This window comes from Dactylosporangium sp. NPDC050588 (genome assembly GCF_040654975.1).
GTDB lineage: Bacteria > Actinomycetota > Actinomycetes > Mycobacteriales > Micromonosporaceae > Dactylosporangium > Dactylosporangium maewongense.
Map to the genome: position 1 here is coordinate 35180 of NZ_JBFAJA010000077.1, position 22576 is coordinate 57755.

The 22576-nt window shown below is 72.2% G+C and carries 21 protein-coding genes and 1 pseudogene; 11 read left to right on the forward strand and 11 right to left on the reverse strand.

Translation table 11 applies throughout. The features are described from left to right. Window positions 1–27: 27 nt before the first annotated feature. The gene (locus AB0I21_RS41785; protein WP_360569223.1) at window positions 28–1416 is read right to left on the reverse strand and encodes an MFS transporter; all 1389 of its coding nucleotides are present in this window, start codon (window positions 1414–1416) and stop codon (window positions 28–30) included. Window positions 1417–1754: 338 nt separating this feature from the next. On the opposite strand from AB0I21_RS41785, the gene AB0I21_RS41790 reads away from it, so the two are divergent. Next, entirely contained in the window at window positions 1755–3515 is a 1761-nt protein-coding gene (locus AB0I21_RS41790; RefSeq protein WP_360569224.1) for a discoidin domain-containing protein, read from the forward strand. Between the two features lie 163 nt (window positions 3516–3678). On the opposite strand, the gene AB0I21_RS41795 is transcribed toward AB0I21_RS41790, so the two are convergent. The 3 genes from AB0I21_RS41795 to AB0I21_RS41805 form a co-directional block, all read right to left on the reverse strand. Continuing rightward, window positions 3679–5892: a peptidase M6 immune inhibitor A gene (locus AB0I21_RS41795; RefSeq protein ID WP_360569225.1), complete on the reverse strand. Its 2214-nt coding sequence runs from the start codon at window positions 5890–5892 to the stop codon at window positions 3679–3681. 184 nt (window positions 5893–6076) lie between these two features. Then, window positions 6077–6823 carry a hypothetical protein gene (locus tag AB0I21_RS41800; RefSeq protein WP_360569226.1) on the reverse strand — a complete coding sequence of 249 codons (747 nt, stop codon included), beginning with the start codon at window positions 6821–6823 and terminating at the stop codon, window positions 6077–6079. A gap of 84 nt (window positions 6824–6907) precedes the next feature. Continuing rightward, window positions 6908–7249: a hypothetical protein gene (locus tag AB0I21_RS41805; RefSeq protein WP_360569227.1), complete on the reverse strand. Its 342-nt coding sequence runs from the start codon at window positions 7247–7249 to the stop codon at window positions 6908–6910. 105 nt (window positions 7250–7354) lie between these two features. Here AB0I21_RS41805 and AB0I21_RS41810 point away from each other — a divergent pair, with 105 nt between their 5' ends. The 3 genes from AB0I21_RS41810 (at window position 7355) to AB0I21_RS41820 (ending at window position 9691) form a co-directional block, all read left to right on the forward strand. Further along, window positions 7355–8056, forward strand: a complete 702-nt coding sequence (locus tag AB0I21_RS41810) for a carbon-nitrogen hydrolase family protein (RefSeq protein ID WP_360569228.1) — start codon at window positions 7355–7357, stop codon at window positions 8054–8056. 77 nt (window positions 8057–8133) lie between these two features. Next, window positions 8134–8820: a FadR/GntR family transcriptional regulator gene (locus AB0I21_RS41815; protein WP_360569229.1), complete on the forward strand. Its 687-nt coding sequence runs from the start codon at window positions 8134–8136 to the stop codon at window positions 8818–8820. A 34-nt stretch (window positions 8821–8854) separates the two neighbouring features. Further along, window positions 8855–9691 (forward strand): fumarylacetoacetate hydrolase family protein, encoded by an 837-nt coding sequence (locus AB0I21_RS41820; RefSeq protein ID WP_360569230.1) that lies wholly within the window; start codon window positions 8855–8857, stop codon window positions 9689–9691. 105 nt (window positions 9692–9796) lie between these two features. Here AB0I21_RS41820 and AB0I21_RS41825 read toward each other — a convergent pair. Next, window positions 9797–10378 (reverse strand): annotated as a pseudogene (locus AB0I21_RS41825) (response regulator transcription factor); the annotation flags it as partial. 42 nt (window positions 10379–10420) lie between these two features. On the opposite strand from AB0I21_RS41825, the gene AB0I21_RS41830 reads away from it, so the two are divergent. Then, window positions 10421–10804, forward strand: coding sequence for a DUF4386 domain-containing protein (locus tag AB0I21_RS41830; RefSeq protein ID WP_360569231.1), 384 nt, complete (start codon window positions 10421–10423; stop codon window positions 10802–10804). 15 nt (window positions 10805–10819) lie between these two features. On the opposite strand, the gene AB0I21_RS41835 is transcribed toward AB0I21_RS41830, so the two are convergent. Further along, entirely contained in the window at window positions 10820–11656 is an 837-nt protein-coding gene (locus AB0I21_RS41835; RefSeq protein ID WP_360569232.1) for a class I SAM-dependent methyltransferase, read from the reverse strand. Between the two features lie 82 nt (window positions 11657–11738). Between AB0I21_RS41835 and AB0I21_RS41840 the strand changes: the two genes are divergently transcribed. Next, the gene (locus AB0I21_RS41840; RefSeq protein ID WP_360569233.1) at window positions 11739–12443 is read left to right on the forward strand and encodes a helix-turn-helix domain-containing protein; all 705 of its coding nucleotides are present in this window, start codon (window positions 11739–11741) and stop codon (window positions 12441–12443) included. 49 nt (window positions 12444–12492) lie between these two features. Beyond that, window positions 12493–13155, forward strand: a complete 663-nt coding sequence (locus AB0I21_RS41845; protein WP_360569234.1) for a Uma2 family endonuclease — start codon at window positions 12493–12495, stop codon at window positions 13153–13155. A gap of 18 nt (window positions 13156–13173) precedes the next feature. On the opposite strand, the gene AB0I21_RS41850 is transcribed toward AB0I21_RS41845, so the two are convergent. From AB0I21_RS41850 to AB0I21_RS41860, 3 genes are read right to left on the reverse strand one after another with little or no spacing between them, the layout of a single operon-like run. Then, entirely contained in the window at window positions 13174–13527 is a 354-nt protein-coding gene (locus AB0I21_RS41850; protein ID WP_360569235.1) for a DUF4406 domain-containing protein, read from the reverse strand. After that, window positions 13524–14810 carry a DeoR/GlpR family DNA-binding transcription regulator gene (locus AB0I21_RS41855; protein ID WP_360569236.1) on the reverse strand — a complete coding sequence of 429 codons (1287 nt, stop codon included), beginning with the start codon at window positions 14808–14810 and terminating at the stop codon, window positions 13524–13526. Before AB0I21_RS41855 ends, AB0I21_RS41850 begins: the two co-directional genes overlap by 4 nt. A 50-nt stretch (window positions 14811–14860) precedes the next feature. Next, a complete protein-coding gene (locus tag AB0I21_RS41860; protein ID WP_360569237.1) occupies window positions 14861–15886 on the reverse strand; it encodes a lysylphosphatidylglycerol synthase transmembrane domain-containing protein in 1026 nt (341 codons plus the stop codon). 105 nt (window positions 15887–15991) lie between these two features. Between AB0I21_RS41860 and AB0I21_RS41865 the strand changes: the two genes are divergently transcribed. Then, window positions 15992–16753: a UDP-galactose-lipid carrier transferase gene (locus tag AB0I21_RS41865; RefSeq protein ID WP_360569238.1), complete on the forward strand. Its 762-nt coding sequence runs from the start codon at window positions 15992–15994 to the stop codon at window positions 16751–16753. Here AB0I21_RS41865 and AB0I21_RS41870 read toward each other — a convergent pair. Beyond that, complete coding sequence (locus AB0I21_RS41870) at window positions 16742–17449, reverse strand: SDR family oxidoreductase (protein ID WP_360569239.1); 708 nt, start codon at window positions 17447–17449, stop codon at window positions 16742–16744. The two genes, AB0I21_RS41865 and AB0I21_RS41870, sit on opposite strands and share 12 nt — an antisense overlap. Window positions 17450–17484: 35 nt before the next feature. After that, the gene (locus AB0I21_RS41875; RefSeq protein ID WP_360569240.1) at window positions 17485–17982 is read right to left on the reverse strand and encodes a hemerythrin domain-containing protein; all 498 of its coding nucleotides are present in this window, start codon (window positions 17980–17982) and stop codon (window positions 17485–17487) included. Between the two features lie 57 nt (window positions 17983–18039). Here AB0I21_RS41875 and lysX point away from each other — a divergent pair, with 57 nt between their 5' ends. The 3 genes from lysX (at window position 18040) to AB0I21_RS41890 (ending at window position 22572) form a co-directional block, all read left to right on the forward strand. Beyond that, entirely contained in the window at window positions 18040–21294 is a 3255-nt protein-coding gene (lysX, locus tag AB0I21_RS41880; protein WP_360569241.1) for a bifunctional lysylphosphatidylglycerol synthetase/lysine--tRNA ligase LysX, read from the forward strand. Between the two features lie 62 nt (window positions 21295–21356). After that, the gene (locus AB0I21_RS41885) at window positions 21357–22055 is read left to right on the forward strand and encodes an IclR family transcriptional regulator (protein WP_360569242.1); all 699 of its coding nucleotides are present in this window, start codon (window positions 21357–21359) and stop codon (window positions 22053–22055) included. A gap of 34 nt (window positions 22056–22089) precedes the next feature. Further along, window positions 22090–22572 (forward strand): cation:proton antiporter regulatory subunit, encoded by a 483-nt coding sequence (locus tag AB0I21_RS41890; protein WP_360569243.1) that lies wholly within the window; start codon window positions 22090–22092, stop codon window positions 22570–22572. Window positions 22573–22576: the final 4 nt, after the last annotated feature.

The window sequence follows — 22576 nt, forward strand, 5'->3', positions numbered from 1 at the left end:
CGGTACCATGAGCGGGGCCCGTGATGGTCAGCCCGTCGAGCGGGGGCGGGTGGTGACGGCGGAGAGCGGGACGGCGACGTCCTCCAGGGGCTTGCCCTCGGCGTCGACGCCGAGGAACCATTCGACGACGCCGCCGACGATCATCACCGCGGCGCCGATCAGATAGCCGATGAAGAGCTTGCCGGGGTCCTCGCCCTCACCGATGAGCCAGCCGTAGAAGATCGGGCCGATGGCGCCGAAGCACTGGGCGATGGCGAAGAACACGGCGATCGCCTGGGCCCGGATCTCGAGCGGGAAGATCTCGCTGACGGTCAGGTAGGCGGAGCTGGCGCCGGCCGAGGCGAAGAAGAAGATGACGCACCAGGCGAGGGTCTGCGTGAACGCGTTGAGCATCCCCGCGTCGAACATCCAGGCCGAGATGGCCAGGAGGATGCCGGAGATCAGGTACGTGCCGGTGATCATCTTACGGCGGCCGACGGTGTCGAAGAGGTGGCCGAGCAGGAGCGGGCCGGCCAGGTTGCCGACGGCGAAGGCGATCAGGTAGATCGGGGTCTTCTCCGCGTCGACGTCGTAGAACTTCGACAGCACCAGCGTGTAGGTGAAGAAGATGGCGTTGTACAGGAAGGACTGCGTGATCATGAGGGTCGCGGACAGCGCCGACCGGGACGGCATCCGCCGGAACAGGACCTTGACCAGGGACAGGTAGCCGTGCGAGGTGGACGGCTTGATCTCGATGGCGGCGCGCTCGTCGACCGGGGCGAGGGTCTGACCCGACCGCTCCACGTCCCGCTCGATCGCCGCGATGCTCTCCTCCGCCTCCCGCTCGCGCCCGTGCATGATCAGCCAGCGAGGGCTCTCCGGCAGGTGCCTGCGCAGGTTCCAGATGAGCAGACCGATGATCGGCCCGATCAGGAACCCGAGCCGCCAGCTGATGTTGAGCGAGATGTGGTTCAGCAGGATGTACGTGCCGAGCGTGCCGATGATGGCGCCGCCCCAGTAGGTGCCGTTCACGCCGATGTCGACGCGGCCGCGGTACTTCGCCGGCATCATCTCGTCGATCGCGGAGTTGATGGCGGCGTACTCACCGCCGATGCCGGCGCCGGCGATGAACCTGGTCAGGTAGAGGAAGATCAGGCTCAGCGTGCCGTTTCCCCAGGTGAGCGCGGTCAGCGCATTGCCGGCGAGGTAGACGCCGAGCGTGACGACGAACAGGTTCTTGCGGCCGAGCGCGTCGGACAGGCGGCCGAAGAACAGCGCGCCGAAGACCTCGCCCAGCAGGTACACGGTGGCGATGGCGCCGACCTGCGTGCTGCTGAGCCCGAGCGTCTCCTGCTTGTTGAGCACCGCCCCGACGGCACTCGCGATGGTGATCTCCAGGCCGTCGAGGACCCAGGCGGTGCCCAGCGCCAACACCATCCTGGTGTGGAACGGAGCCCAGGTGAGCCGGTCGATCCGGGCCGGGATCAGGCTGCGGATGACGCCGGTAGACCCTGCGGCTGACTGAGGGCCAGATTGCGTGTCGGACAAGGTGCACCTCCCAGGATTCCCTGACAAGCCCCGTGCCCGCATCGGCGAGCCTCAAAACGCGGGTCTTGACGGTGCAGCGCGGATCGACCACTCTGAGTTCGAGAGAGCGCTCTCTTCGATCGGTCCGACCGGACGCCCGCCAGCACCGGCAACCGCCCTCCCGGTGCATCGACGTGGTGCGGCGACGGTCACGCACGCCCCCATCCGAAGCCCAGGAGAAGAGAACCATGCCCAGACTGAAGGGCCGGCGCCTCGCCGGCCTGCTCGTGGCCGCGCTCGTGGCCGGCTACGCCGCCTTCACCGTCACCTCCGCCAACGCCGCCAGCAGCCTGCTGTCGCAGGGCAGGCCCACCACCGCGTCGTCGACGGAGAACGCCGCGTCCGGCGCGGCCCTCGCCACCGACGGCAACACCGGCACCCGCTGGTCCAGCGCGTTCAGCGACCCGCAGTGGATCCAGGTCGACCTCGGCGCGACCGCCACGGTCGACCAGGTCGTGCTCAACTGGGAGGCCGCCTACGCCCGCTCGTTCAGCATCCAGCTCTCCACCAACGGCAGCACCTGGACGACCGTCTACTCCACCACCACCGGCACCGGCGGCATCCAGACCCTCAACGTGTCCGGCAGCGGCCGGTACGTGCGGATGAACGGCACCGCCCGCGCCACCGCCTACGGCTACTCGCTGTGGGAGTTCCAGGTGTACGGCACGACCGGCGGCACCACGTGCGGCACCGCGAACGCCGCCCAGGGCCGGCCGGCCACCGCGTCGTCGACGGAGAACGCCGCGTCGCCCGCGTCGGCCGCCTTCGACGGCAACACCGGCACCCGCTGGTCCAGCGCGTTCAGCGACCCGCAGTGGGTCCAGGTCGACCTCGGCGCGACGGCGACCGTCTGCCAGGTGGTCCTGAACTGGGAGGCCGCCTACGCGCGGTCGTTCACGATCCAGCTCTCCACCAACGGCAGCACCTGGACGACCGTCTACTCCACCACCGCCGGCACCGGCGGGATCCAAACCCTCGACGTGTCGGGCAGCGGCCGGTACGTGCGGATGAACGGCACCGCCCGCGCCACCGCCTACGGCTACTCGCTGTGGGAGTTCGCGGTCCGCACGACCGGACCGGTGCCGCCCACCTCGCAGCCGCCGTCGTCGCAGCCGCCGTCCCAGCCGCCGGGGTCGTTCTGGGGCGACACCAGCTCCATCCCCAACCCGTCCAACGTCGTCATGGTCAAGGTGCTCAACCGCACCAACGGGCAGTACCCCGACAGTCAGGTGTACTGGAGCTTCAACGGCCAGACGCACAGCATCGCCGAGCAGCCGTACCTGGACATGCCGGCCAACTCCGCCGGCCGGATGTACTTCTACCTCGGCAGCCCGAACAGCCAGTACTACGACTTCATCGAGTTCACCGTCGGGCCGTCGGTCTTCAACGGCAACACCACCCGCGTCGACGCGTTCGGGCTGAAGCTGGCGATGCGGCTGCACGCCCGCGACGGCTACGACGTCCAGGTCGGCGAGGACCAGGCCACGTTCGCCGAGAGCCGCGCGGCGACGTTCCAGCGGTTCATCGACGAGGTGCCGGCCCAGTTCGACGTCCTGGCGCAGTCGCAGGCGCCGTACCGGATCATCGCGCCGGGCAGCGACCCTACGTTCCGCGCCGGCGGCGTCAACGCGAACTACTTCACCGCGTACGCCGCGCAGTACGGCATCAACGCCCCGACGTCGGACGTCTTCGGCTGCGCCGGGGTGCTCGCCAACGATCCGGCGAACTGCGCGGCGCTCAACCGGCACGTGCGGCAGCTGCCGCAGTCGGATTGGTCGACGCCGAGCCTGTACTACCAGGCCGCGCCGGCGAACTACTACGCCAAGTTCTGGCACGACCACGCCATCGACAAGCTGTCGTACGGGTTCCCGTACGACGACTACGCCGGCCAGTCGTCGTTCGTCTCGCACGGCAACCCGCAGTGGCTGCTGGTGGCCGTCGGCTGGTGACGCGCCACGACAACGCCGAATGCCGGTGACGCGTCACAGCAACGCTGAAGGCCGGTAGCGCCTTCTCGGCAGCGCGCGACACGCCGTACACCAGCGGCAAACGCAACGACGGGCACCCCTCGCACGAGGCAAGGGGTGCCCGCCGTCATGGCACCCGGAGGTGTCAGGCAGCTCCGCCCGGCTGGACGACGCCGTTCACCGTGAGGGTGTACGGCGCGTACTGCTGGACCTGCTCCGTCGGCTCGTCGTAGGCGACGACCGCCACGACCTTCGGGAACAGCGACAGCAGCGCCAGCTGGATCCAGTTGAGCGTGATGCTGTTCTTACCGGTGAACTCGAACTGCCACGCGAGGTGGTTCGCCTCGTCGATGCCGACGAGCTTCACGTGCCAGTTCTTGACCTTGACCGGGGTGATCTCCGTCGGCGAGTCGAACGGCGCCAGGCTGGAGCCGTCGCTCAGCAGGGTGCCGCCGAGCGCGATGTCGTCGACGAGCAGGCCGCCCTCGTTGACACCGCCGTCGCTGACGTAGCGGATGCCCAGCAGGATCGACTTGCCCGCGAACGCGGACAGGTCGAAGCTGTGCGCCTCGAAGCCGTTCGTCGTGCCGTTCAGGCCGGGCCCGAGCGGCGCGTCGACGGTCTTGTCACCGGGGATCGCGGTGTAGGTCGTGCCACCGTCGGTGGAGACCACGACGTAGCCGTAGTCGTAACCGAGCTCGGCGCCGTACTTCGCCTGGAAGGTCAGCGTCGCGTTGGAGGCGGGGACCGTCACCGGGATGACCGCGGTGGCGTCGGTGTTGTTGGCGTTGCCCGAGAACAGCACCGAGTTGCCCGGCCGGTCGGGGTCGTTGTTGACCAGCGTCCAGGCCAGCGGCAGGGACGGCAGGGCCGACGCGCCGGTGAACTTGAGCGAACGCAGGTCCTTGCCCTTGATGGCCGTGCCGTTCTTCTGCAGCAGCACGTAGTCGGCGCCGTTGGGGGCCGCTCCGGGCACGCTGTAGCTCTGGGTGTTCGCCAGGTTCACCGAGGAGCGGACGCTCTTCGACGTGACCTTGGCCTTGTCGGCGCCGAGCACGAGGCTCCAGCGCGAGTCGTCCAGGAGCTTGTCCAGCAGCACCGACGACTGGTAGTCGTGCAGCACCGTGTACGCGTCCTTGGCACCCTCGGCCTTCACGGCCGCGTCGACGCTCTTGATGCCCTGCAGGGCGCCGTCGCGGTGCAGCTTCTCGATGATGTCCTGACCGTAGTGGTCGTAGAGGTACAGCAGGAACTGGTATGCGTTGCCGTAGTCGGCGAGCACACCGGCGCCGCTGCCGCCCTCACCCCAGAGGTTGAGCGAGTTCTGGGAACCACCGCAGTCACGGGGGTTGGGGTTGAAGGGTGTCTGCACCGGGCCGTAGCCCTGGAAGCAGTACAGGTGGCTGTCGCCGCCCTTGTCGTAGACCGTCTTGGTGCCGTCGACGTAGCCGGTGAGCGTCTGCGCGAAGTCCGCGAGACCCTCGTTGAGCCACGTCGTCTCGTTCGGGTCGACGTAGGACAGCAGCAGGTGCTGCCACTCGTGCGCGAACGTGCCCTCGTAGAGGGTCGGCCGGGCCGGGCGGCTGGTGCAGACGTCACTGCTCGGCGCGTCGACGGGGTTGGCGCCGGTACGGTGCTCCCAGTCGTAGGCGTCGATCGTCATGACGTTGCGGTCGAACAGTTCGTTGAACTGCGTCGAGAAGAAGCCCGCGATGTAGGTCGTGGCGGCCGGGAACGTGTAGTAGTTGTCGTCCCGGACGTTGTCGACCAGCGTGACGGTCTTCTCGCCGCCGCCGGTGTAGACGCCGCCGTTGCCGTTGGCGTCCGGTCCGAGCAGCGCGTTGCTGCCGTCCCGGTTCGGCGGCGTGCTGAAGGCGGCGGTCTCCTTCGGGTACATGTTGGTGTCGAACTCGTGGATGAAGTTCGCCACCTGCGCGTCGGTGACCGTGGTCGTGTTCGGCACCGCGTTACGGCAGTCGCCCGCCGGGAACGAGGTGTCGACCGCGACCCAGACCTCGATGTGCTCGCCGACACCGCGCAGGACGTAGTCCTTGCGGTACAGCCGGCCCTGGTAGTCGTCCGAACCCAGCCACTGACGGACCGTGCCGACCGCCGGGGTCTCCCCCGCGGCCAGCGAGCGCCGCTGCTGCGCCGGCTTCGCCATCTTCGACGTGTCGACCAGCTTGCCGTCCAACGTGAACTGGGTCCGCGTCATGTGCCGCGTGTCGGACGTCGTGCTCGCACCGGACGCCGCAGGCGCCTTGGCCGGAGCCGCCGACGCCGGGGAAACCGGCAGGGCGACGAGCACCGGCACGGCGAGGACGACGACCGCGGTCGTGACCAGGCGTTTCCGCACCATGAAGCCTCCTCAATTCGGCCCGCAGCACCGGGCGGGGGTGACCGCGACCGGAAACTGGCAGACCGAACCCGTGATGATATTGACAAGGCACACTATCGCCACGGCATCCATCGGCAACGTTCGCATCGAATAGCGAGGGTGTCGACGAGGGATCGCTTGCATTCGGTGCCGCCAATGCACGGATTCAGCAGGCGGGTGCCGCACCGCCCGACGTCGAGGAGATGTACGCGTGGCTGACGTACTGCCCGGCGCCGACGCGGTCCCAGCGGGTCGTCGTGCCGTAGGGCCCGGCGATCGACTGGCCGGTCACCCAGCACTCGATCGGCACCTGGGCGTAGGTCGCGGCGTAGCCCTTGCTCGCGAACGTGGAGGCGGCGCCGGCCCGGATGTTCAGCGGCCCGCTGCCGATGACGCCGCGCGGCCCGCCGGCGGTCCACAGGTAGGCGACGTCGACCCACGCGTTGTCCGTCAGCTGCAGCCCGTCCCAGAAGACGCCGTCGCCGAGGTCGATGCCCGCGGGGTTGGCGACGGCGCGGCCGAACTGGTCCTTCCCTCCGTTGTAGCCGTTCTGGTACGCCGCCTGCGCCTCGGGCCGGCCCTGCGGGAGGTCCTTCCACGACTGGCGGGTCGCCGGCGGGTTCCAGTAGTCGTCGGTGGTGTTCCACGGGCCGACGTCCCAGACGGGGGCGAACTCGCACCGCGCGCCGCTGGTCGTGCAGACCCGCACGGTGTAGTCGCCGGTGCCCTTCGGTGACAGGCCGCGCCGCGACGGCAGCGCCACGAAGTGGTCCCGGCTGGTGATCACGTGGCCGTTCGCGGTGGTGCCGCCGACGAGCCCTTCGCGGGTCGCGTACACCCGGTACACGTTGCCGACGGCGGCGAGCCCGGTCGCGGCGGGCGCGCTGGAGGCCGCCAGCCGCACGGCGGTCACGGATGCCGCCCCGGTCAGGACCACCCGCACCTCGACGACGCCGACAGACTCCTTGAGGGGGGTGCCTGCCGTCTGCCACTCGGTCTACCGGTCGCCGCTCCGGCCGCGGTACTCGACGTCCGCCGATCCGGTGACGGCGGCGGTGACCAGGTTCGCGGGCGTGGCGAGGGTGTGCGCGGCGGTGAGCAGCATGCCCTGCGCCACCGGCGCCCGCTGCCCGCCCGGCGCGGTGGACGGGTCGGCGAGCCGCAGCGCGGCGCCGGTCCAGGCGACGTTGACGTCGTCGCCGCCGACGGCGCGCAGCTCGGCGCTCCAGGCGTTGGACGGGTCCGCGGACACCTCCGGCTGCCCCGGGGTGGCGTGCGCGGGCGTGGCGACGGTCAGGAGCGCAAGGGCCGCGAGGGCGGGGAACCACCGGTTCAGCACCCTCGCAGCCAACCATTGACATCGATGAACGTCAAGATGTTGCCGGCGGGTGACCCTGGTGCGGCCGGGCCTCGGGGACGGCCGCCCGCCACGTAAGATTCACGGATGCCTCTGATCGTCGCCGTCGCACAGCCGGAGTGCGACGCCTTTGACGTGGCCGCCAACGCCGCCACCCACGCGGCGGTGGTCCACGCGGCGGGCGCGCGGGTCGTCGTCTTCCCCGAGCTGTCACTGACGGGCTATGAGCTCGACGCCGACGTGGTGCCGGTGGACCACCCCGCCCTGTCCCCGCTCCTGGACGCCTGCCAGGACACGGGCACGCTCGCCCTGGCCGGCGCGCCGGTCGACGGCGCCGGCGGCCCGCACATCGCGGTCCTGGCCGTGGACGGCGTCGCCGGCACGGTCACCGTCGCCTACCGCAAGGTGCACCTGGGCACCTCCGAGCAGCGCCGCTTCCGGCCCGCCGAGGGTCCCGCCGTCGTCACCGTCGACGGGTACCGGCTGGGCCTCGCCGTCTGCAAGGACACCTCGGTCCCGGAGCACCAGGCCCGCACCGCCGCGCTCGGCATCGACGTGTACGCCGCCGCCATGTGCATGTCCGCCGACGAGCTCGCCGAGCAGGACTGCCGGGGCGCCCGCATCGCCAAGGCGCACGGGGTGTGGGTCGCGCTCGCCAGCTTCGCCGGCCCGACCGGCGACGGCTACGCCGACACCGCCGGCCACTCGACGATCTGGTCCCCGGACGGCACCGCGGTCGCCCGGACCGGCGCCGACCCCGGCACGTTCGCCGTCACCACCCTGCCGTAGCGGCTCGCCGGTCCGCCTCACCGCCTACCCCGTGCCCACCCCGCGCCCATACCAAAGCCTGCCGTAGCGTGGGCGGGGTGAGCGGCGCGGAGTTCGCGAAGGTGGAGCGCACCTCGGCGGCGGAAGGGGCCGTGCGCGCCATCCAGCAGATGATCGTCGACGGCCGGCTCGCGCCGGGGCAGCGGCTGCCGCCGGAGCGCGAGCTCAGCGAGCTGCTCGGGATCAGCCGGCCGACGCTGCGCGAGACGATCCGGGCGCTCGTCGGGCTCAACATCCTGGAGAGCCGGCACGGCGCGGGCACGTTCGTCGCAGGGCTGTCCACGGCGGCGCTGCTGGAGCCGATGCGCTTCGTGATGGCGCTCAACGAGCGCACCGTGGAGGAGCTGTTCGAGGCGCGCCTGCTGCTCGAGCCGGCCCTGGCCGCGCTCGCCGCGCAGCGTGCCACCGGCGAGCAGGTCGCGGCCATGCGGGCGGCGATCCTCGGCGAGGACCAGGTCGAGGCCGACGTGCGGCTGCACCGGCTGATCGCCGGCGCGTCGGGCAACGCGCTGCTCGCCGCGATGCTGGAGTCCCTGTCCGGCCTCGGCCGGTCGAGCCGGTCCATGACGTCGGGACGGCCCGGCGTACACGAGCGGACGGCCGGGGACCACGAGGCCATCGTCGCGGCCGTGGAGGCGCGCGACCCCGACGCCGCGCGCCACGCCATGACGGCGCACCTGGAGCGGATCGCGACCGTCGCCCGTGAAGGGCAGGGATTGGCTTGACCACTTGGCCACTTCGCTCGTACCGTGGCAACCCATGAGACTTGCCCGGCTTGGACCCTCCGGTGCCGAACGACCCGTGGTGCTCGACGCCGAGGGCCGCGCGCGGAGCCTCGAGGGGCTGACCGCCGACATCGACGGCGGGTTCCTCGCCGCCGACGGGATCGCCCGCGTCCGCGACGCGCTCGACACCCTGCCCGTGCTCCCCGAGCAGGGCCTCCGCCGGGGCGCGCCGGTCGCCCGCCCCGGCAAGGTCGTCTGCATCGGGCTCAACTACCGCGCGCACGCCGCGGAGTCCGGCGCCGAGGCGCCCGCCGAGCCGGTCGTGTTCATGAAGGCGGCCGACACGGTCGTCGGCCCTGACGACGACGTGCGCATCCCGCGCAACAGCGTCAAGACCGACTACGAGGTGGAGCTCGCGGTCGTCATCGGCCGCGAGGCGCGCTACCTCGACAGCCCCGCCGACGCCGCCGCGCACATCGCCGGCTACGCCATCAGCAACGACGTCTCCGAGCGCGAGTTCCAGCTGGAGCGCGGCGGCCAGTGGGACAAGGGCAAGTCCTGCGAGACGTTCAACCCGCTGGGCCCCTGGCTCGTGCCCGCCGACGGCCTGGCGGTGCCCGAGCTGCGCCTGCGGTCGTGGGTCAACGGCGAGCCCCGCCAGGACGAGCTCGCCGGCGACATGATCTTCGACGTGCCGCACCTCGTCTGGTACCTGAGCCAGTTCATGGTGCTGCGCCCCGGCGACGTCGTGAACACCGGCACGCCGGCCGGGGTGGCGATGGGCCTGCCCGGCCAGCCGTACCTGCGCGCCGGCGACGTGATGGAGCTGGAGATCGACGGCCTCGGCCGCCAGCGCCAGCGCCTCGTCTAGCCTTCCGCCGGCGCCGGCGCCTCGTCCATCCCTCCATCGACGGCCTGGGCCGCCGGCGCCGGCGCCTCGTCCAGCCCTTCTCCGCGGGCCCGGCCCGGGCCCGCCTCAGTCGAGCCAGCCGGGGCGGACCAGGCCGGCCTCGTAGGCGAAGACCACGAGCCGCGCACGGTCGCGCGCGCCGAGCTTCACCATCGCGCGCGACACGTGGGTCTTGGCGGTCGCCGGGCTCACCGTCAACCGGGCGGCGATCTCGTCGTTGGACAGGCCCTGACCGGCCAGCGCGACGACCTCCCCCTCCCGGTCGGTGAGCCCGGCCAGCCGCCGCGGCGACGCCGGGCCGGCGGTACGGGCCGCGAACCGCTCGATGACCCGGCGGGTCACGCCCGGCGAGAGCAGCCCGTCGCCGGCCGCGACGACGCGCACACCCCGGACCAGCTCGGCCAGGTCGGTGTGCTTCACCAGGAACCCGGCCGCGCCGGACCGCAGGGCCTCGGCCACGTACTCGTCCAGCTCGAACGTGGTGAGCACGAGGATGCGCACCGCGGAGAGCGCCGGGTCCGCGACGATCTGCCGGGTCGCCGCGAGGCCGTCGACGCCCGGCATCCGGATGTCCATGAGCACCACGTCGGGGCGGGTCTGGCGGGCCAGGCGCACCGCGTGCGCGCCGTCGCCCGCCTCACCGACGACCTGGCGGCGCTGGGCGCGTTCTGGCGGTTGGCGCAGGTGGCGGTGCTCGCCGCGTACACGTTGACGAACACCGTCGTGCTCCAGCTCGTCAGCGGCGCCGACGAGGTGCGGGCGCTCGACCCGGACCAGGCGGCGGCGGCGCTGGCCTGGGTCGCCACCAGCGCCCACGCCGTCGGGTACAGCATCGGCCTGGTCTTCCTCGGCCTCGGCTCGACGGTCTTCGCCTGTCTGCTGTACCGGTCGCGGTACGTGCCGCGGTGGCTGGCCGGGCTCGGCGTCGTGGCGTCCGCGCTGCTCGCCGCGGGCAGCCTCGTCACGATCGCGTTCCCGGAGGCGACCGCGGTCGTCAACCCCGCCCTGTATGCGCCGATGTTCGTCTTCGAGATGACCACCGGCGTCCTGCTCCTGGTCCGCGGCGTGCGCTGAGCCGGCCCCCGGCGGCTACTCGCCTGCCGCCCCGGTGCGGGCGGTGAACAGCAGGTACTCCCACTCCATCACGCCGCCGCCGAGGTCGTGGCGCCGGGCCAGGTCCAGCAGGGCCTCGTCCAGCGCCGCGAGCGCCGCCGGGTCGCCGGAGTTCGCGGCGTAGACGGCGATCGTCGGGCCGTAGGTGCGCTTGAAGAACTCCAGGAACGCCTCCGCGGTCGGGAACACCGTCACGGGCAGCATCCGCCGCTGCGCCACGACGTCGGTGACGCGGTCGCCGAACAGGGCGCGGACGTGGGCCTCGTCGCCCCACAGCGGCGGCGGCTGGGCGCCGGGCGGCGGGGGCGGCGCGTAGGGCTTCATCGTCGCGAACATCTGCCCGATGAAGCCCTGCGGCGTCCAGTTGATCAGCCCGATCGTCCCGCCCGGCCGCAGCACACGGACGATCTCGTCGGCGCACACCTGGTGGTGCGGGGCGAACATGACCCCGACGCACGACATCACGGTGTCGAACGCGCCCGCCGCGAACGGCAGCGACTCCGCGTCGGCGGCCTGCCATTCGAGGGTGACGCCGTGCCGGCCGGCCAGCTCCTCGCCGGTCTCCAGCAGCTCGGGGGTGAGGTCGGTGGCGACCACGTCGGCGCCGGCCCGCGCGGCCGGGATCGCCGCGTTGCCCGAACCCGCGGCCACATCGAGAATCCGCTGCCCTGGCCCGGCGGCCACGGCCTCGGAAAGGACGGGCCCGAGCGCCGGGATGACGTCCGCGGCGACCGCCGCGTAGTCGCCCGTCGCCCACATCGCCCGGTGCCTGCTCTTCAGCGCCTGATCGGCGGTCATGTCTGCGATCTGCATGCCTTCGACCGTAGGAATCGTCGCCGGGGCGTCACCAGTACAGGATCTGTACTAGTCGCCGAGCCGACATTACGGTGCGCACATGGGAGCGTCGTACTACCAGTTCTGCCCGGTGGCCAAGACCATGGAGCTGCTCGACGAGCGCTGGACCCTGCTCGTGGTCCGCGAGCTCGTCGGCGGCGACCGGCACTTCAACGACCTGCGCCGCGGCCTGCCCCGCATGTCCCCGACACTGCTGTCGAAGCGCCTCCAGCACCTGGTCGCCGCCGGTATCGCCGAACGCCACAAGTCAGGCGTCGAGGTCCGCTACCGCCTCACCCGCGCCGGCCAGGAGCTCGCCCCGATCGTCGCCGCGCTCGGCGAGTGGGGCATCCGCTGGATCGGCCACCTCGGCGACCAGGACCTCGACCCGAAGATCCTGCTGTGGGACATGCACCGGCGGGTCGACCACGACGCCCTCCCCTCCGGCCGGACCGTCATCCAGTTCGAGTTCCCGGCCGTCGCCGCCTCCCTGCGCAACTGGTGGCTCGTCCTCACCCCCACCGAAGCGGACGTGTGCGACGCCGACCCCGGCTTCGACGTGGCCGTGCACGTGACCGCCGACCTGCGCAGCATGGTCGAGGTCTGGCTCGGCGACCTGGACTGGTCCGACGCCCTGCGCTCCGGCGCCGTCACCATCCAGGGCCCGCCCGACCTGCGCCGCGACGTGCCCGCCTGGTTCAAGCTCATCTCCTTCGCCGCCGTCCCCCGCGCCCCACGCTCCGAGCGTCCGATCAATTCGCGCTGAAACGCCGATCAAGTTGTACTCTTAAGCCGACATCTGGCAGGGTGAGCTGGTGACCCTTCAGGACGTGCGCATCGTCGATGCCCCCGCCGCATGGCAGGCTGGTGACGCCAGCAGTCACCGGGAGATGCATGACCGCATGAGCTTCGCTCCGCTCGACCATGACGGCCCCTGGTCCGAGGACGAATACCTCGCCATCGACCCCGCCGGGCATCGCATCGAGCTGATTGACGGGAGTCTGTTGTTGAGCCCGGCACCGAAGAACCGGCGCCAGCTGCTGTCATCACTCCTATGGGCGGCGTTCGACGAACGCGCCGCCGAGGCAGGTCTATTCGCCCTGGAGGGGGTCAACGTCCGGCTCGGCTCCGGCCGCATCCTCATTCCGGACCTCATCGTGGCCGACGTCGACGGAGGCGACGACACGATCGCCGCCGACGACGTGATGCTCGCCGTCGAGATCGCCTCACCGAGCACCGCTGGCGTGGACCGCTTCATCAAGATGCCGCTCTATGCGGCAGCAGGAATCGCCTGGTATCTGGTCGTTGAGCAGGAGCTGTCGGGAGCGGTCACGATGCACGTGCATCGGCTGGCAGGCGGGCGATATGACGAGGAGGCGAAGGTAGGCCCGGGCCAGACGCTCACCCTCACGAAGCCTCTCGACGTCACCCTAGATCCAGACGCGCTGCTGCGCCGGATCGCGCGTCGCCAAGCCTGAGCAACGCGACCCGCACGGCTACGGGGCGGGGACCTCGGTGATGGTGGTGTAGACGGGTTTGCCCTCGGTGCGGGCCTGGGCGACCATCTCGTCGGCGCCGGTGGAGGGGCCGCCGATGCGCAGGACGGCGTCGCAGTGGGTGAGGAGGCGGGCGGAGATCGGGTGGAAGATCTCGTCGAAGACGGGGTCGCCGATGGTGGCGGAGCCCGCGCGCTCGATGAGGGGCAGGGCCAGCGCCTCGCCGGTGACCGGGAGGTGGCCGGCGCGGAAGAGGGTGACGGCGGCGTCGTTCATGGCGTCGACGTTGGCCTGGAGCTTGGTCGGGTCGTCGCCGGTGCCCGAGCGGTACGGGCCGGCTACCAGGATCATCATGACGGGAACTCCTCAGGGTTGTCGGTGGTGATGACGTCGACGCCGGCCGCCCGCAGCGCTGCGAGCGTCTCGGCCGCGGCATCCGTCGCGGCGGCGCCGTGGAAAGCGGCACTGCCGTAGGCGGCACCGCCGTCAGAGGTGGCGTTGTCAGGAGTGGGGGCGCCCGAAGTGACACGGGCCGCAGTGGCGCTGCGGGACGGACCGCCGGCCGAAGTGGCGTCGCCCGAAGTGGCGCTGGCGGAAGGACCGCCGCCCGGAACACCGCCGGCCGCAGTGACGCCGCCCGGACCACCGCCGACCGCAGTGACGCCGCCCGGACCACCGCCGGCCGAAGTGGTGGCGCCCGAAGTGGCGCTGGCGGAAGGACCGCCGCCCGGAACACCGCCGGCCGCAGTGGCGCCGCCCGGACCACCGCCGGCCGGAGTGGGGCCGCCGGAAGGGCCGCCGGCCGAAGTGACACCACCCGAAGGACCGTCGCCCGGAGCACCGCCGGCCGGAGTGGCGGCGCCCGAAGCACCGCCGGCCCCGATGGCGCTGCCGGAGGTGGCGGCTGGAGGGGCGGTGGACGTGACGAAGATGTCGGCGGCGGAGAGTGGGGCGACCCGGGCGAACGCCTGGACGCCCAGCTTGCTGGCGTCGGCGACCACGATGGTCCGGCCGGCGCGGCGCAGGGCGGCGCGCTTCACGGCGGCGTCGTCCAGGTCGAACTCGGACCAGCCCAGGTCGTGATGGACCGCGCCGATCGACATGATGAACGTGTCGAAGCGCAGCTGGTCCAGGGCGCTCAGGGCGAGCGGGCCGACCAGGCTGCGCTCCCCCGCGCGGGACTCGCCGCCCAGGATGAGCAGCCTGATGCCGGGCTGGTCGGCGAGCCGGACCGCCGCCTGCAGGCTGAGCACCGCCACCGTCAGCGGCCCGGCGGGGGATGGGGCGGCGCCGAAGCGGGCGGCCAGGGCGGCGGCCACCGCGGCGGTGGTGGTGCCGGCGTCGAGCAGGACGGTGCCGCCGGGGGCGATCAGGTCGGCGGTGGCCGCGGCGAGGCGGGCCTTCGTCGCCGACCGCCACTGGGCGCGGACGTCGAAGCCCGCCTCGTCCGCCGGGACGTCCAGGGCGACGGCGCCGCCGCGGACCCGGCGGACCAGGCCCTGCTCCTGCAGCTGGTCGAGGTCGCGGCGGACGGTCATCTCCGAGACGCCGAGGCGGGTGGCGAGCTCGGCCAGGGTCAGCCGGCCGCTGCCGCGGACGAGGCGCAGGGTGAGGTCGAGTCGATCCGGTGCGGGCACGGCACCGAATCTAACAGGACGTTGTGAAATTTGAAAGATCTGTGTGAGGTTTACGCGACCGGGGTCGGCTGGCGCGGGGCCTTGGACGGCTCCGGCGCCGGGCGGCGGCGGAGGACGGCGTACGTGAGGGCGCCGAGCGGGATGATGATCCAGCAGGACAGCAGCCGGTAGACGAGCATCGCGGCGGCGGCCGGGCCCTGCGGCGCGCCCGCCGACACCAGGCCGGCCAGCAGGGCGACCTCCACCACGCCGATGCCGCCGGGACTGATCGGCACCTGCCGGACCAGCTGCACCGTCAGGTACACCGTGGCCAGCGCGACCATGCTGACGTCGATGCCGAACGCGGCGGCCGTCGCGGCCAGGCAGGCGAAGTCCAGTCCCCAGTTGACGGTGGCGTGCACCAGCGACACCACCCAGGATCGGGGCGGCAGGCGGCGCAGGTCGGCGACGGTGCGCGCGACCGCCGCCCTGGCCCGCGCGACCAGGCCGCCCGGTGCACGGCCGGCCGGCTCCTCGTCGAGCGCGGGCGCGGGCGGCAGCGGGCCGCGGAAGAGCAGGAAGTCCAGGCCGAACACCACGGTGGCACCGGCCAGCAGGGTGAGGACCAGCCCGAGCGTGTGGCCGGTGCCGGTGACGTCGCCGTGCGGGACGAGGACGACGGCGCCGTACATGAGCAGCAGCGCCAGACCGGACAGCAGGGACGACAGGACGGCCACGGCACCGGCGGTGCGGCGGGTGGCGCCGGCGGTGCGGAACTGGCGGAACGCGAAGCCCGCGGACACGGCGGACCCGGCCGGCAGGCTGAAGGAGATCGCGGAGCGGGTGAAGGTGACCGCGACGGCCCGCGGCACCGACATCCGCACCCCGAAACCGGCGAGGAGGCGGCGCTGCTGGAGGGCGAAGTGCCGCAGGGAGACCAGCTCGGCCACCGCGGCGAGGACCAGCCACCAGGGGCTCGCGGAGGCGATGGTGTCGGCGATCTGGTCCGGGTCTGGCAGCTTGTCCTTGAGCGTGATCGTGGCCACACCCAGCACGACGAGCAGCGCGGCGATCCGCAGCGCCCGTTTCGTGCTCATGCCCAGTACTGTCCCATCCTTTGGTTGCGGCGCGGCCACATGGGCGACAGGAAGTGCGTTGCGCTCGTCACGCACGGAGGGTGAACCCGTGCGAGGCTGGAGGCCATGAAGCGCCTGTCGAAGGTCGACCTCCACGACACGTTGCCCAAATCGGAGGCGGGCCTCCGGCTCGCGGCGGCCCAGGAGCGGCTGCTGCGGCTCCGGCTGACGCTCGGCGGGCAGATCGGTGGCGACAAGGCGCGGCTCGGACCGCCGCTGTGCGTGGTGTTCGAGGGCTGGGACGCCTCCGGCAAGGGCGGCTCGATCAAGCGGCTCGTCGACCACCTCGACCCGCGGCACGTGCGGGTGGCGCAGTTCGCGGCGCCGACGTATGACGAGAAGCGGCACCACTTCCTGTGGCGGTTCTGGCCGGTGCTGCCGGGCTGGGGCGGGATGACGGTCCTGGACCGGTCCTGGTATGGCCGGGTCCTCGTCGAACGCGTCGAGCAGTTCGCGACCGAGGAGCAGTGGAGCCGCGCCTACGAGGAGATCGTCGAGTTCGAGCGGACCCTCGCGGCCGAGGGCATGGTCATCGTGAAGTTCTGGATGCACATCTCCGGCAAGGAGCAGCTGCGCCGCTTCCAGAGCCGGCGCGACGACCCGCTGCGCTCGTGGAAGCTCACCGACGAGGACTGGCGCAACCGGGAGAAGCGGCCCGCGTACAAGCAGGCGGTGGAGGACATGCTGGCCCACACCGACCACCCGGCCGGGCCGTGGCACGTCATCCCCGGCGACGACAAGCCCACGGCCCGGGTGCTCGTGGTGGAGCAGGTGTGCGCCGCGGTCGAGGAGGCCCTGGACCGCCACGGGCTCGAACTACCGGGCTGACGCGCCGCCGTCGACGTACATCACCTCGCCGGTCATGAAGCTGGACGCCTCGGATCCGAGGAACAGCACGGCCTTCGCGATCTCGTCGGGGGTGGCGGGCCGGCCGAGCGGGACGCCCGCCACCAGATCGGACGAGCCGGTGGACGTCTCGTACCGCTGCAGCATCGGCGTCTGGACGGGCCCCGGTGCGACGGCGTTGACCCGGATGCCGGTGCCGGCCGCCTCCAGGGCCGCCGAGCGGGTGAGCCCGTCGACCGCGTGCTTGCTGGCGACGTAGACGGCCGAGCCGGGCGCACCCTGGTGGCCGAGCACCGACGAGACGTTGACGATGCTGCCGTGGCCCTGCTCGGCCATGACCCGCAGCTCGTGCTTCATGCTCAGCAGGGTGCCGAGCACGTTGGTGTCGAAGGTCGCGGCGTAGGTGTCGGCGGTCTGCTCCACCACGGCGCCCGGGGTGCCCTCGGTGCCGGCGTTGTTGACCGCGACGTCGAGGGAGCCGAAGCGCGTGACGGTGTCGTCAACCAGCTGGCGGACGTCATCCTCGCTCCGCACGTCGGCGTGCATGAAGACGGCGCCGGCGGGCAGCTCGGCGTCGTGGCGGCCGGCGACCACCACGTCCGCGCCCTGGCCCACGAACGCCTCGGCGGTGGCCCGCCCGATGCCGGTGAGACCACCGGTGATCAGCACAGTTGTCATGCGCGGGTAGGTCCCCCGCGACGCACCCGATATGCCTAGCTGTTGTCGCGGATGTACTGCTGCGGGTCCTTGTCGCGGAACGTGAGGCCCTTGCCGCTCGGGTGCTCGCCGTAGAACGTGAGCCACTGCGCGCCGAGTGACACCCGCAGGTCCATGTCGGCGTGCTTGCGGAAGTCGGGCAGCACCTCGTCCTCCTCCTCGGCGAGGTGCTCGCTGTTCTCGGTGCGGGCCTCCCACACCGCCTTCCACCAGCCGTCGGAGCCGACCGGCTGGGAGCGGGCCGCCTCGATCGCGTCCCGGATCTTGTTGTGGTCCCGGATCGCGTCGTCGGTCTCCTCGTCGGCGTCGTCGGAGCGCTTGAGCAGGTGCGGGTACAGGATCCGCTCCTCGGCCTCGGCGTGGATCTCCAGGTGGAGGGCCAGGGACTCCCACACGGCGGTGAGCTGCTCCTCGCCGCGGGCGTCGTCGAGGCGGGCGAAGCCGCGGCGGAACGCGTGGTGGTCGTCCAGGATGAGCGCGGTGATGTCCTCCATGCCAAGCATCATCACCCGCGGGGCGAGTTCCGAAACGCGCTCCGCCATGATGTCCGGATGAACACGCTGCGCGCGAGGCTTCCCGACTGGTTCGCCGGCGGGCTGCTGGCCGTGGCCGTCCTGTGCGCCGTCGCCGCGGTCTCCGCGGCGCTCGGGTCGCGGGTCCACCCCGTGCGGGTCACCGTCGACGCGCTGCTGCTGCCGGCGCCCGCGAACCTCGGCTACGCCGCGATCCTGGCGACCCTCGCCGCCGCCGTGCACAACCGTAAGCGCGTCATCTACTGGATCCTGGTGCTGTTCCTCGGCGCGCAGCTGCTGTTCGACGTGTTCGTGCTGCTCGGCGGCGCCGAGCGCGGCGAGGAGGCGCGGGAGCTGCGGCTGCCGTGGCACGGCGCGGCGGCCGGCCTGGCCAACGCCGTCATCACCTCCGTGCTGCTGGCGCTGCTGTGGCTGGCCCGTGGCGGGTTCTCCGCCCGCGTCCAGCGGGCCAGCCTGCCGAAGGCCCTCGCGACCCTCGGCGTGATGATCAGCGCGTTCACGCTGCTCGGCTGGGGGCTGGTCGAGCTGTTCCCCGGCTCGCTCGGGCCGGGTGCGGGGCGCCTCGCGTACAGCGGCAAGACCGTCCTCGGTGGAGCGTTCGGCTTCGACGTGGGGCTGCACGGCCGTGCCCCCGGCTGGGTCAACCTGATCCTCGGCGCGTTCGGCGCGATCGCCCTGTTCGCCGCCCTGTTCGCGCTGCTGCGCTCGCAGCGGGCCACCGCGTCGCTGGACGCCGACGAGGAGCGGCGCGTCCGGCAGCTGCTCGCCGCGCACGGCCGCCGCGACTCGCTCGGCTACTTCGCGACCCGCCGGGACAAGGAGGTCGTGTTCTCCCCCACCGGGCGCGCCGCCGTCACGTACCGGGTGGTCTTCGGCGTCTCCCTCGCCAGCGGCGACCCGCTCGGCGAGCCCGACGCGTGGCCGCCGGCGATCGAGGCGTGGCTGCGGGAGGCCCGCGACTACGCGTGGACCCCGGCGGTGATGGGCGCGAGCGAGGAGGGCGCGACCGCGTACGCCCGCGCCGGGCTGCGCGTCATCCAGCTCGGCGACGAGGCGGTCCTGCACGTGCGCGACTTCGACCTCGAGGCGCCGCGGCTGCGGCAGGTCCGCCAGGCGGTGCACCGGGTCGAGCGGGCCGGGTACACGGTGCGGATCCGCCGGCACGCCGACATCGGCGCGCAGGAGATGGCGCGGATCATCGAGCTCGCCGCCCGCTGGCGCGACACGGAGACCGAGCGCGGCTTCTCGATGGCGCTCGGCCGGCTCGGCGACCCCAACGACGGCCAGTGCGTGCTCGTCGAGGCGCACAACCGCGACGGCCGGGAGGTGGCGCTGCTGTCGTTCACGCCGTGGGGCGCCGACGGGCTGTCCCTCGATCTCATGCGCCGCGACCGGGCCAGCGACAACGGCCTGGTCGAGCACATGGTGGCGACGCTGATGCGGGAGGCGCCGCGCCTCGGTGTCGAGCGGGTGTCGCTGAACTTCGCCGTGTTCCGGGCCGTGTTCGAGGAGGGGGCGCGGATCGGCGCGGGGCCGGTGCTGCGGCTGTGGCGGACGCTGCTGCTGTTCGCGTCCCGCTGGTTCCAGCTGGAGTCGTTGTACCGCTCCAACGTGAAGTACCACCCGCAGTGGCTGCCGCGGTTCCTGTGCTTCGAGGACGTCCGGGACCTCGCGAAGGTCGGCCTCGCGTCGGCGGCGGCCGAGGGGTTCCTGGTCGTGCCCAACCTGCGCACCCTGCTGCGGCGGGGCACGCCGGTCTCCAGCGAGGCACCGCGGGCGCTGATCGAGGTCGAGCCCGCCCCCGCCGTCGAGGACCGGCGGCCGGAGCAGGTCAGGGTCCGGCTCGCCAAGCTCGAGGCGCTGCGCCGGGACGGCGTCGACCCGTATCCGCCGGGGTTCGCCCGCACCCACGAGATCGCCGCGGTCCGGGCGGCGCACCCAGGCCTCCCGCCCGGCACCAGCACCGGCGACCGGGTCAGCGTCGCCGGCCGGGTGGTGCGGCTGCGCGACCACGGCGCCCTGTGCTTCGCCACCCTGCGCGACTGGTCCGGCGACCTGCAGGTCATGATCAGCGACGACCCGTCGTTCGCGGCCACGGTCGACCTCGGCGACCACGTCGGTGTCGGCGGCGTCGTCGGCACGACGAAGCGCGGCGAGCTGTCGGTCATGGCGGACCGTTGGTGCCTGACGGCCAAGTGCCTGCGCCCCCTGCCGGACAAGCACCGCGGGCTCGCGGACCCGGAGGCGCTGGTCCGGCAGCGGCACGTCGACCTGATCGTCAACTCGACGCCCCGCGACATGGTGCGGCTGCGCTCCGCGGTCGGCTTCGCGCTGCGCGCCGTCCTGCACGGCCGCGACTTCGTCGAGGTCGAGACGCCGGTGCTGCAACGGGTGCACGGCGGCGCCAACGCCCGGCCGTTCGTGACCCACTCCAACGCCTACGACATGCCGCTCTTCCTGCGGATCGCGCCCGAGCTGTACCTCAAGCGCCTCGCCGTCGGCGGGGTCGAGCGGGTCTTCGAGATCGGCCGCAACTTCCGCAACGAGGGCGTCGACGCCACCCACAACCCCGAGTTCACGATGCTGGAGGCCTACGAGGCGTACGGCGACTACACCACGATGCGCGACCTGGCCCGCTCGCTGATCCTCGCCGCCGCCGAGGCGGGCCCCGGGTGCGTGCTCACCCGGGGCGACGAGGTCGTCGACCTGCGCGACGAGTGGCCGGTGGTGCCGGTGTACGAGGCGGTCTCCCGGGCGGCGGGCGCGACGGTCACGCCGGACGCCTCCGTCGAGGACCTGCGGGCGGTCGCGGACCGGCACGGTGTCGGGTGGCAGGAGGGGTGGACCCACGGCCAGATCGTCCTCGAGCTCTACGAGCATCTGGTCGAGGGCGCCACGGTCCGGCCCACGTTCTACACGGACTTCCCCGTCGACGTGTCGCCGCTGACCCGCCAGCACCGCGACGACCCGCGGCTCGCCGAGCGCTGGGACCTGGTCGCGTTCGGGATGGAGCTCGGCACGGCGTACACCGAGCTCGTCGACCCCGTCGAGCTGCGCGCCCGGCTCACGGCCCAGTCGCTGCGGGCGGCGGCCGGCGACCCGGAGGCGATGTCGCTGGACGAGGACTTCCTGGACGCGTTCGAGTTCGCGATGCCGCCGAGCGGCGGGCTGGGCCTCGGCGTCGACCGGCTCGTCATGATGCTGACCGGCCGGACGATCCGCGAGACCTTGCCGTTCCCACTCGTGAAGAAAAGTTCAGGCCGGAATGTTTAAGTCTCGCTGCGTGGGGAAATGCGATTCTAATGCGCGTCACTGACGATAGCCCGACGCTCGACGTGCTTGAGCGTCTGTCCGCCGCTACCGACCGGGTGACCTTCGAGTCGCTCCTGCGTCAGCTCGGGCTGCCCGAGGGCGTGCTCCGGGGCCGGCTCCGCAAGCTCGTGGACCGCGGCTGGGTCGTCGCCGAGCCCGACGACAGCTACGCCATCGGCGTGGTGGCGCTGCGACCGGGCAGCGCCTATCTGCTGGCCGACCGCACCGTCCGGCTCGCGGCGCCGCTACTGACGCAGCTGCGGGACCGGCTCGACGAGACGGTGCGCCTGGTGCGTCTCGACCCGCCCGGCGTCGTCTGCATCGCGAGCCGGGAGCCGGCGCAGGACACGGCCGGCTCCGCCGTCGGCCGGCGGATGCCCGCCCACGCCTCCGCCAGCGGCAAGGCGATCCTCGCCGAGCTGACCCGGGAGCGGGTCGTCGCGCTGCTGGATCTCGGCGGGTTCGAGGCCCACACCAGCGAGTCCGTCGCCGACCGGGCGGCGCTGTTCGAGGAGCTGGCCGAGACCAGGGCCCGCGGATGGGCGTACGAACGCGGCCAGTTCCAGCCCGGGGTCGGCTGCGTCGCGGCGGCCGTGCCCGGCACCATCGACGCGATCAGCGTGGGCGTGCCGCTCGCCAGGCTCACCGACGAGCACGCCGTCGAGATCGCCGCCAACCTGGTCCGCACCACCGAAGAGCTCGGCGAGGCGTTGCGTCGCTGACGCTGACATAGATCCAATTCCGGTACCATGGGGTATGAACGTCGAGCGCACCGACCTCCCCGGCATCGGCACGAGCCACGTGGTGACCACCGCCCGTGGCCGCCGGATCGGCATCGTCTCCCACCGCAGCGGGCGGCGTGACCTCGTCATCTACGACAAGGAAGACCCCGATACCAGCGTGGTCTCCGTGGCCCTGTCCGCGGAGGAGTCCAACACGGTCGCCGAGTACCTCGGCACCGCACGGATCGTGGAGCACCTCGCCGAGCTGCAGCGGCAGGTGACCGGCCTCGTCACCGAGCAGCTGGTGCTGGCGCCCGGCTCGCCGTACGACGGCCGCACCCTCGGCGACACGCAGGCCCGCACCCGCACCGGCGCCTCGATCGTCGCCGTGCTGCGCGGCGGGACCGTGCACGCGAGCCCCCGGCCCGACTTCGGCCTGGTCGCCGGCGACACGATCGTCGTGGTCGGCACCGCCGCCGGCACCGAGGGCGTCGCGACGCTCCTCACCGACGGATAGGGGC

Coding starts and splice junctions, on each gene's coding strand:
- AB0I21_RS41785 (WP_360569223.1), bottom strand. CDS start 1,416: ATGGTGTTGGCGCTGGGCACCGCCTGGGTCCTCGACGGCCTGGAGATC.
- AB0I21_RS41790 (WP_360569224.1), top strand. CDS start 1,755: ATGCCCAGACTGAAGGGCCGGCGCCTCGCCGGCCTGCTCGTGGCCGCG.
- AB0I21_RS41795 (WP_360569225.1), bottom strand. CDS start 5,892: ATGGTGCGGAAACGCCTGGTCACGACCGCGGTCGTCGTCCTCGCCGTG.
- AB0I21_RS41810 (WP_360569228.1), top strand. CDS start 7,355: ATGCCTCTGATCGTCGCCGTCGCACAGCCGGAGTGCGACGCCTTTGAC.
- AB0I21_RS41820 (WP_360569230.1), top strand. CDS start 8,855: ATGAGACTTGCCCGGCTTGGACCCTCCGGTGCCGAACGACCCGTGGTG.
- AB0I21_RS41835 (WP_360569232.1), bottom strand. CDS start 11,656: ATGCAGATCGCAGACATGACCGCCGATCAGGCGCTGAAGAGCAGGCAC.
- AB0I21_RS41840 (WP_360569233.1), top strand. CDS start 11,739: ATGGGAGCGTCGTACTACCAGTTCTGCCCGGTGGCCAAGACCATGGAG.
- AB0I21_RS41850 (WP_360569235.1), bottom strand. CDS start 13,527: ATGATGATCCTGGTAGCCGGCCCGTACCGCTCGGGCACCGGCGACGAC.
- AB0I21_RS41860 (WP_360569237.1), bottom strand. CDS start 15,886: ATGAGCACGAAACGGGCGCTGCGGATCGCCGCGCTGCTCGTCGTGCTG.
- AB0I21_RS41865 (WP_360569238.1), top strand. CDS start 15,992: ATGAAGCGCCTGTCGAAGGTCGACCTCCACGACACGTTGCCCAAATCG.
- AB0I21_RS41870 (WP_360569239.1), bottom strand. CDS start 17,449: ATGACAACTGTGCTGATCACCGGTGGTCTCACCGGCATCGGGCGGGCC.
- AB0I21_RS41875 (WP_360569240.1), bottom strand. CDS start 17,982: ATGGAGGACATCACCGCGCTCATCCTGGACGACCACCACGCGTTCCGC.
- lysX (WP_360569241.1), top strand. CDS start 18,040: ATGAACACGCTGCGCGCGAGGCTTCCCGACTGGTTCGCCGGCGGGCTG.
- AB0I21_RS41890 (WP_360569243.1), top strand. CDS start 22,090: ATGAACGTCGAGCGCACCGACCTCCCCGGCATCGGCACGAGCCACGTG.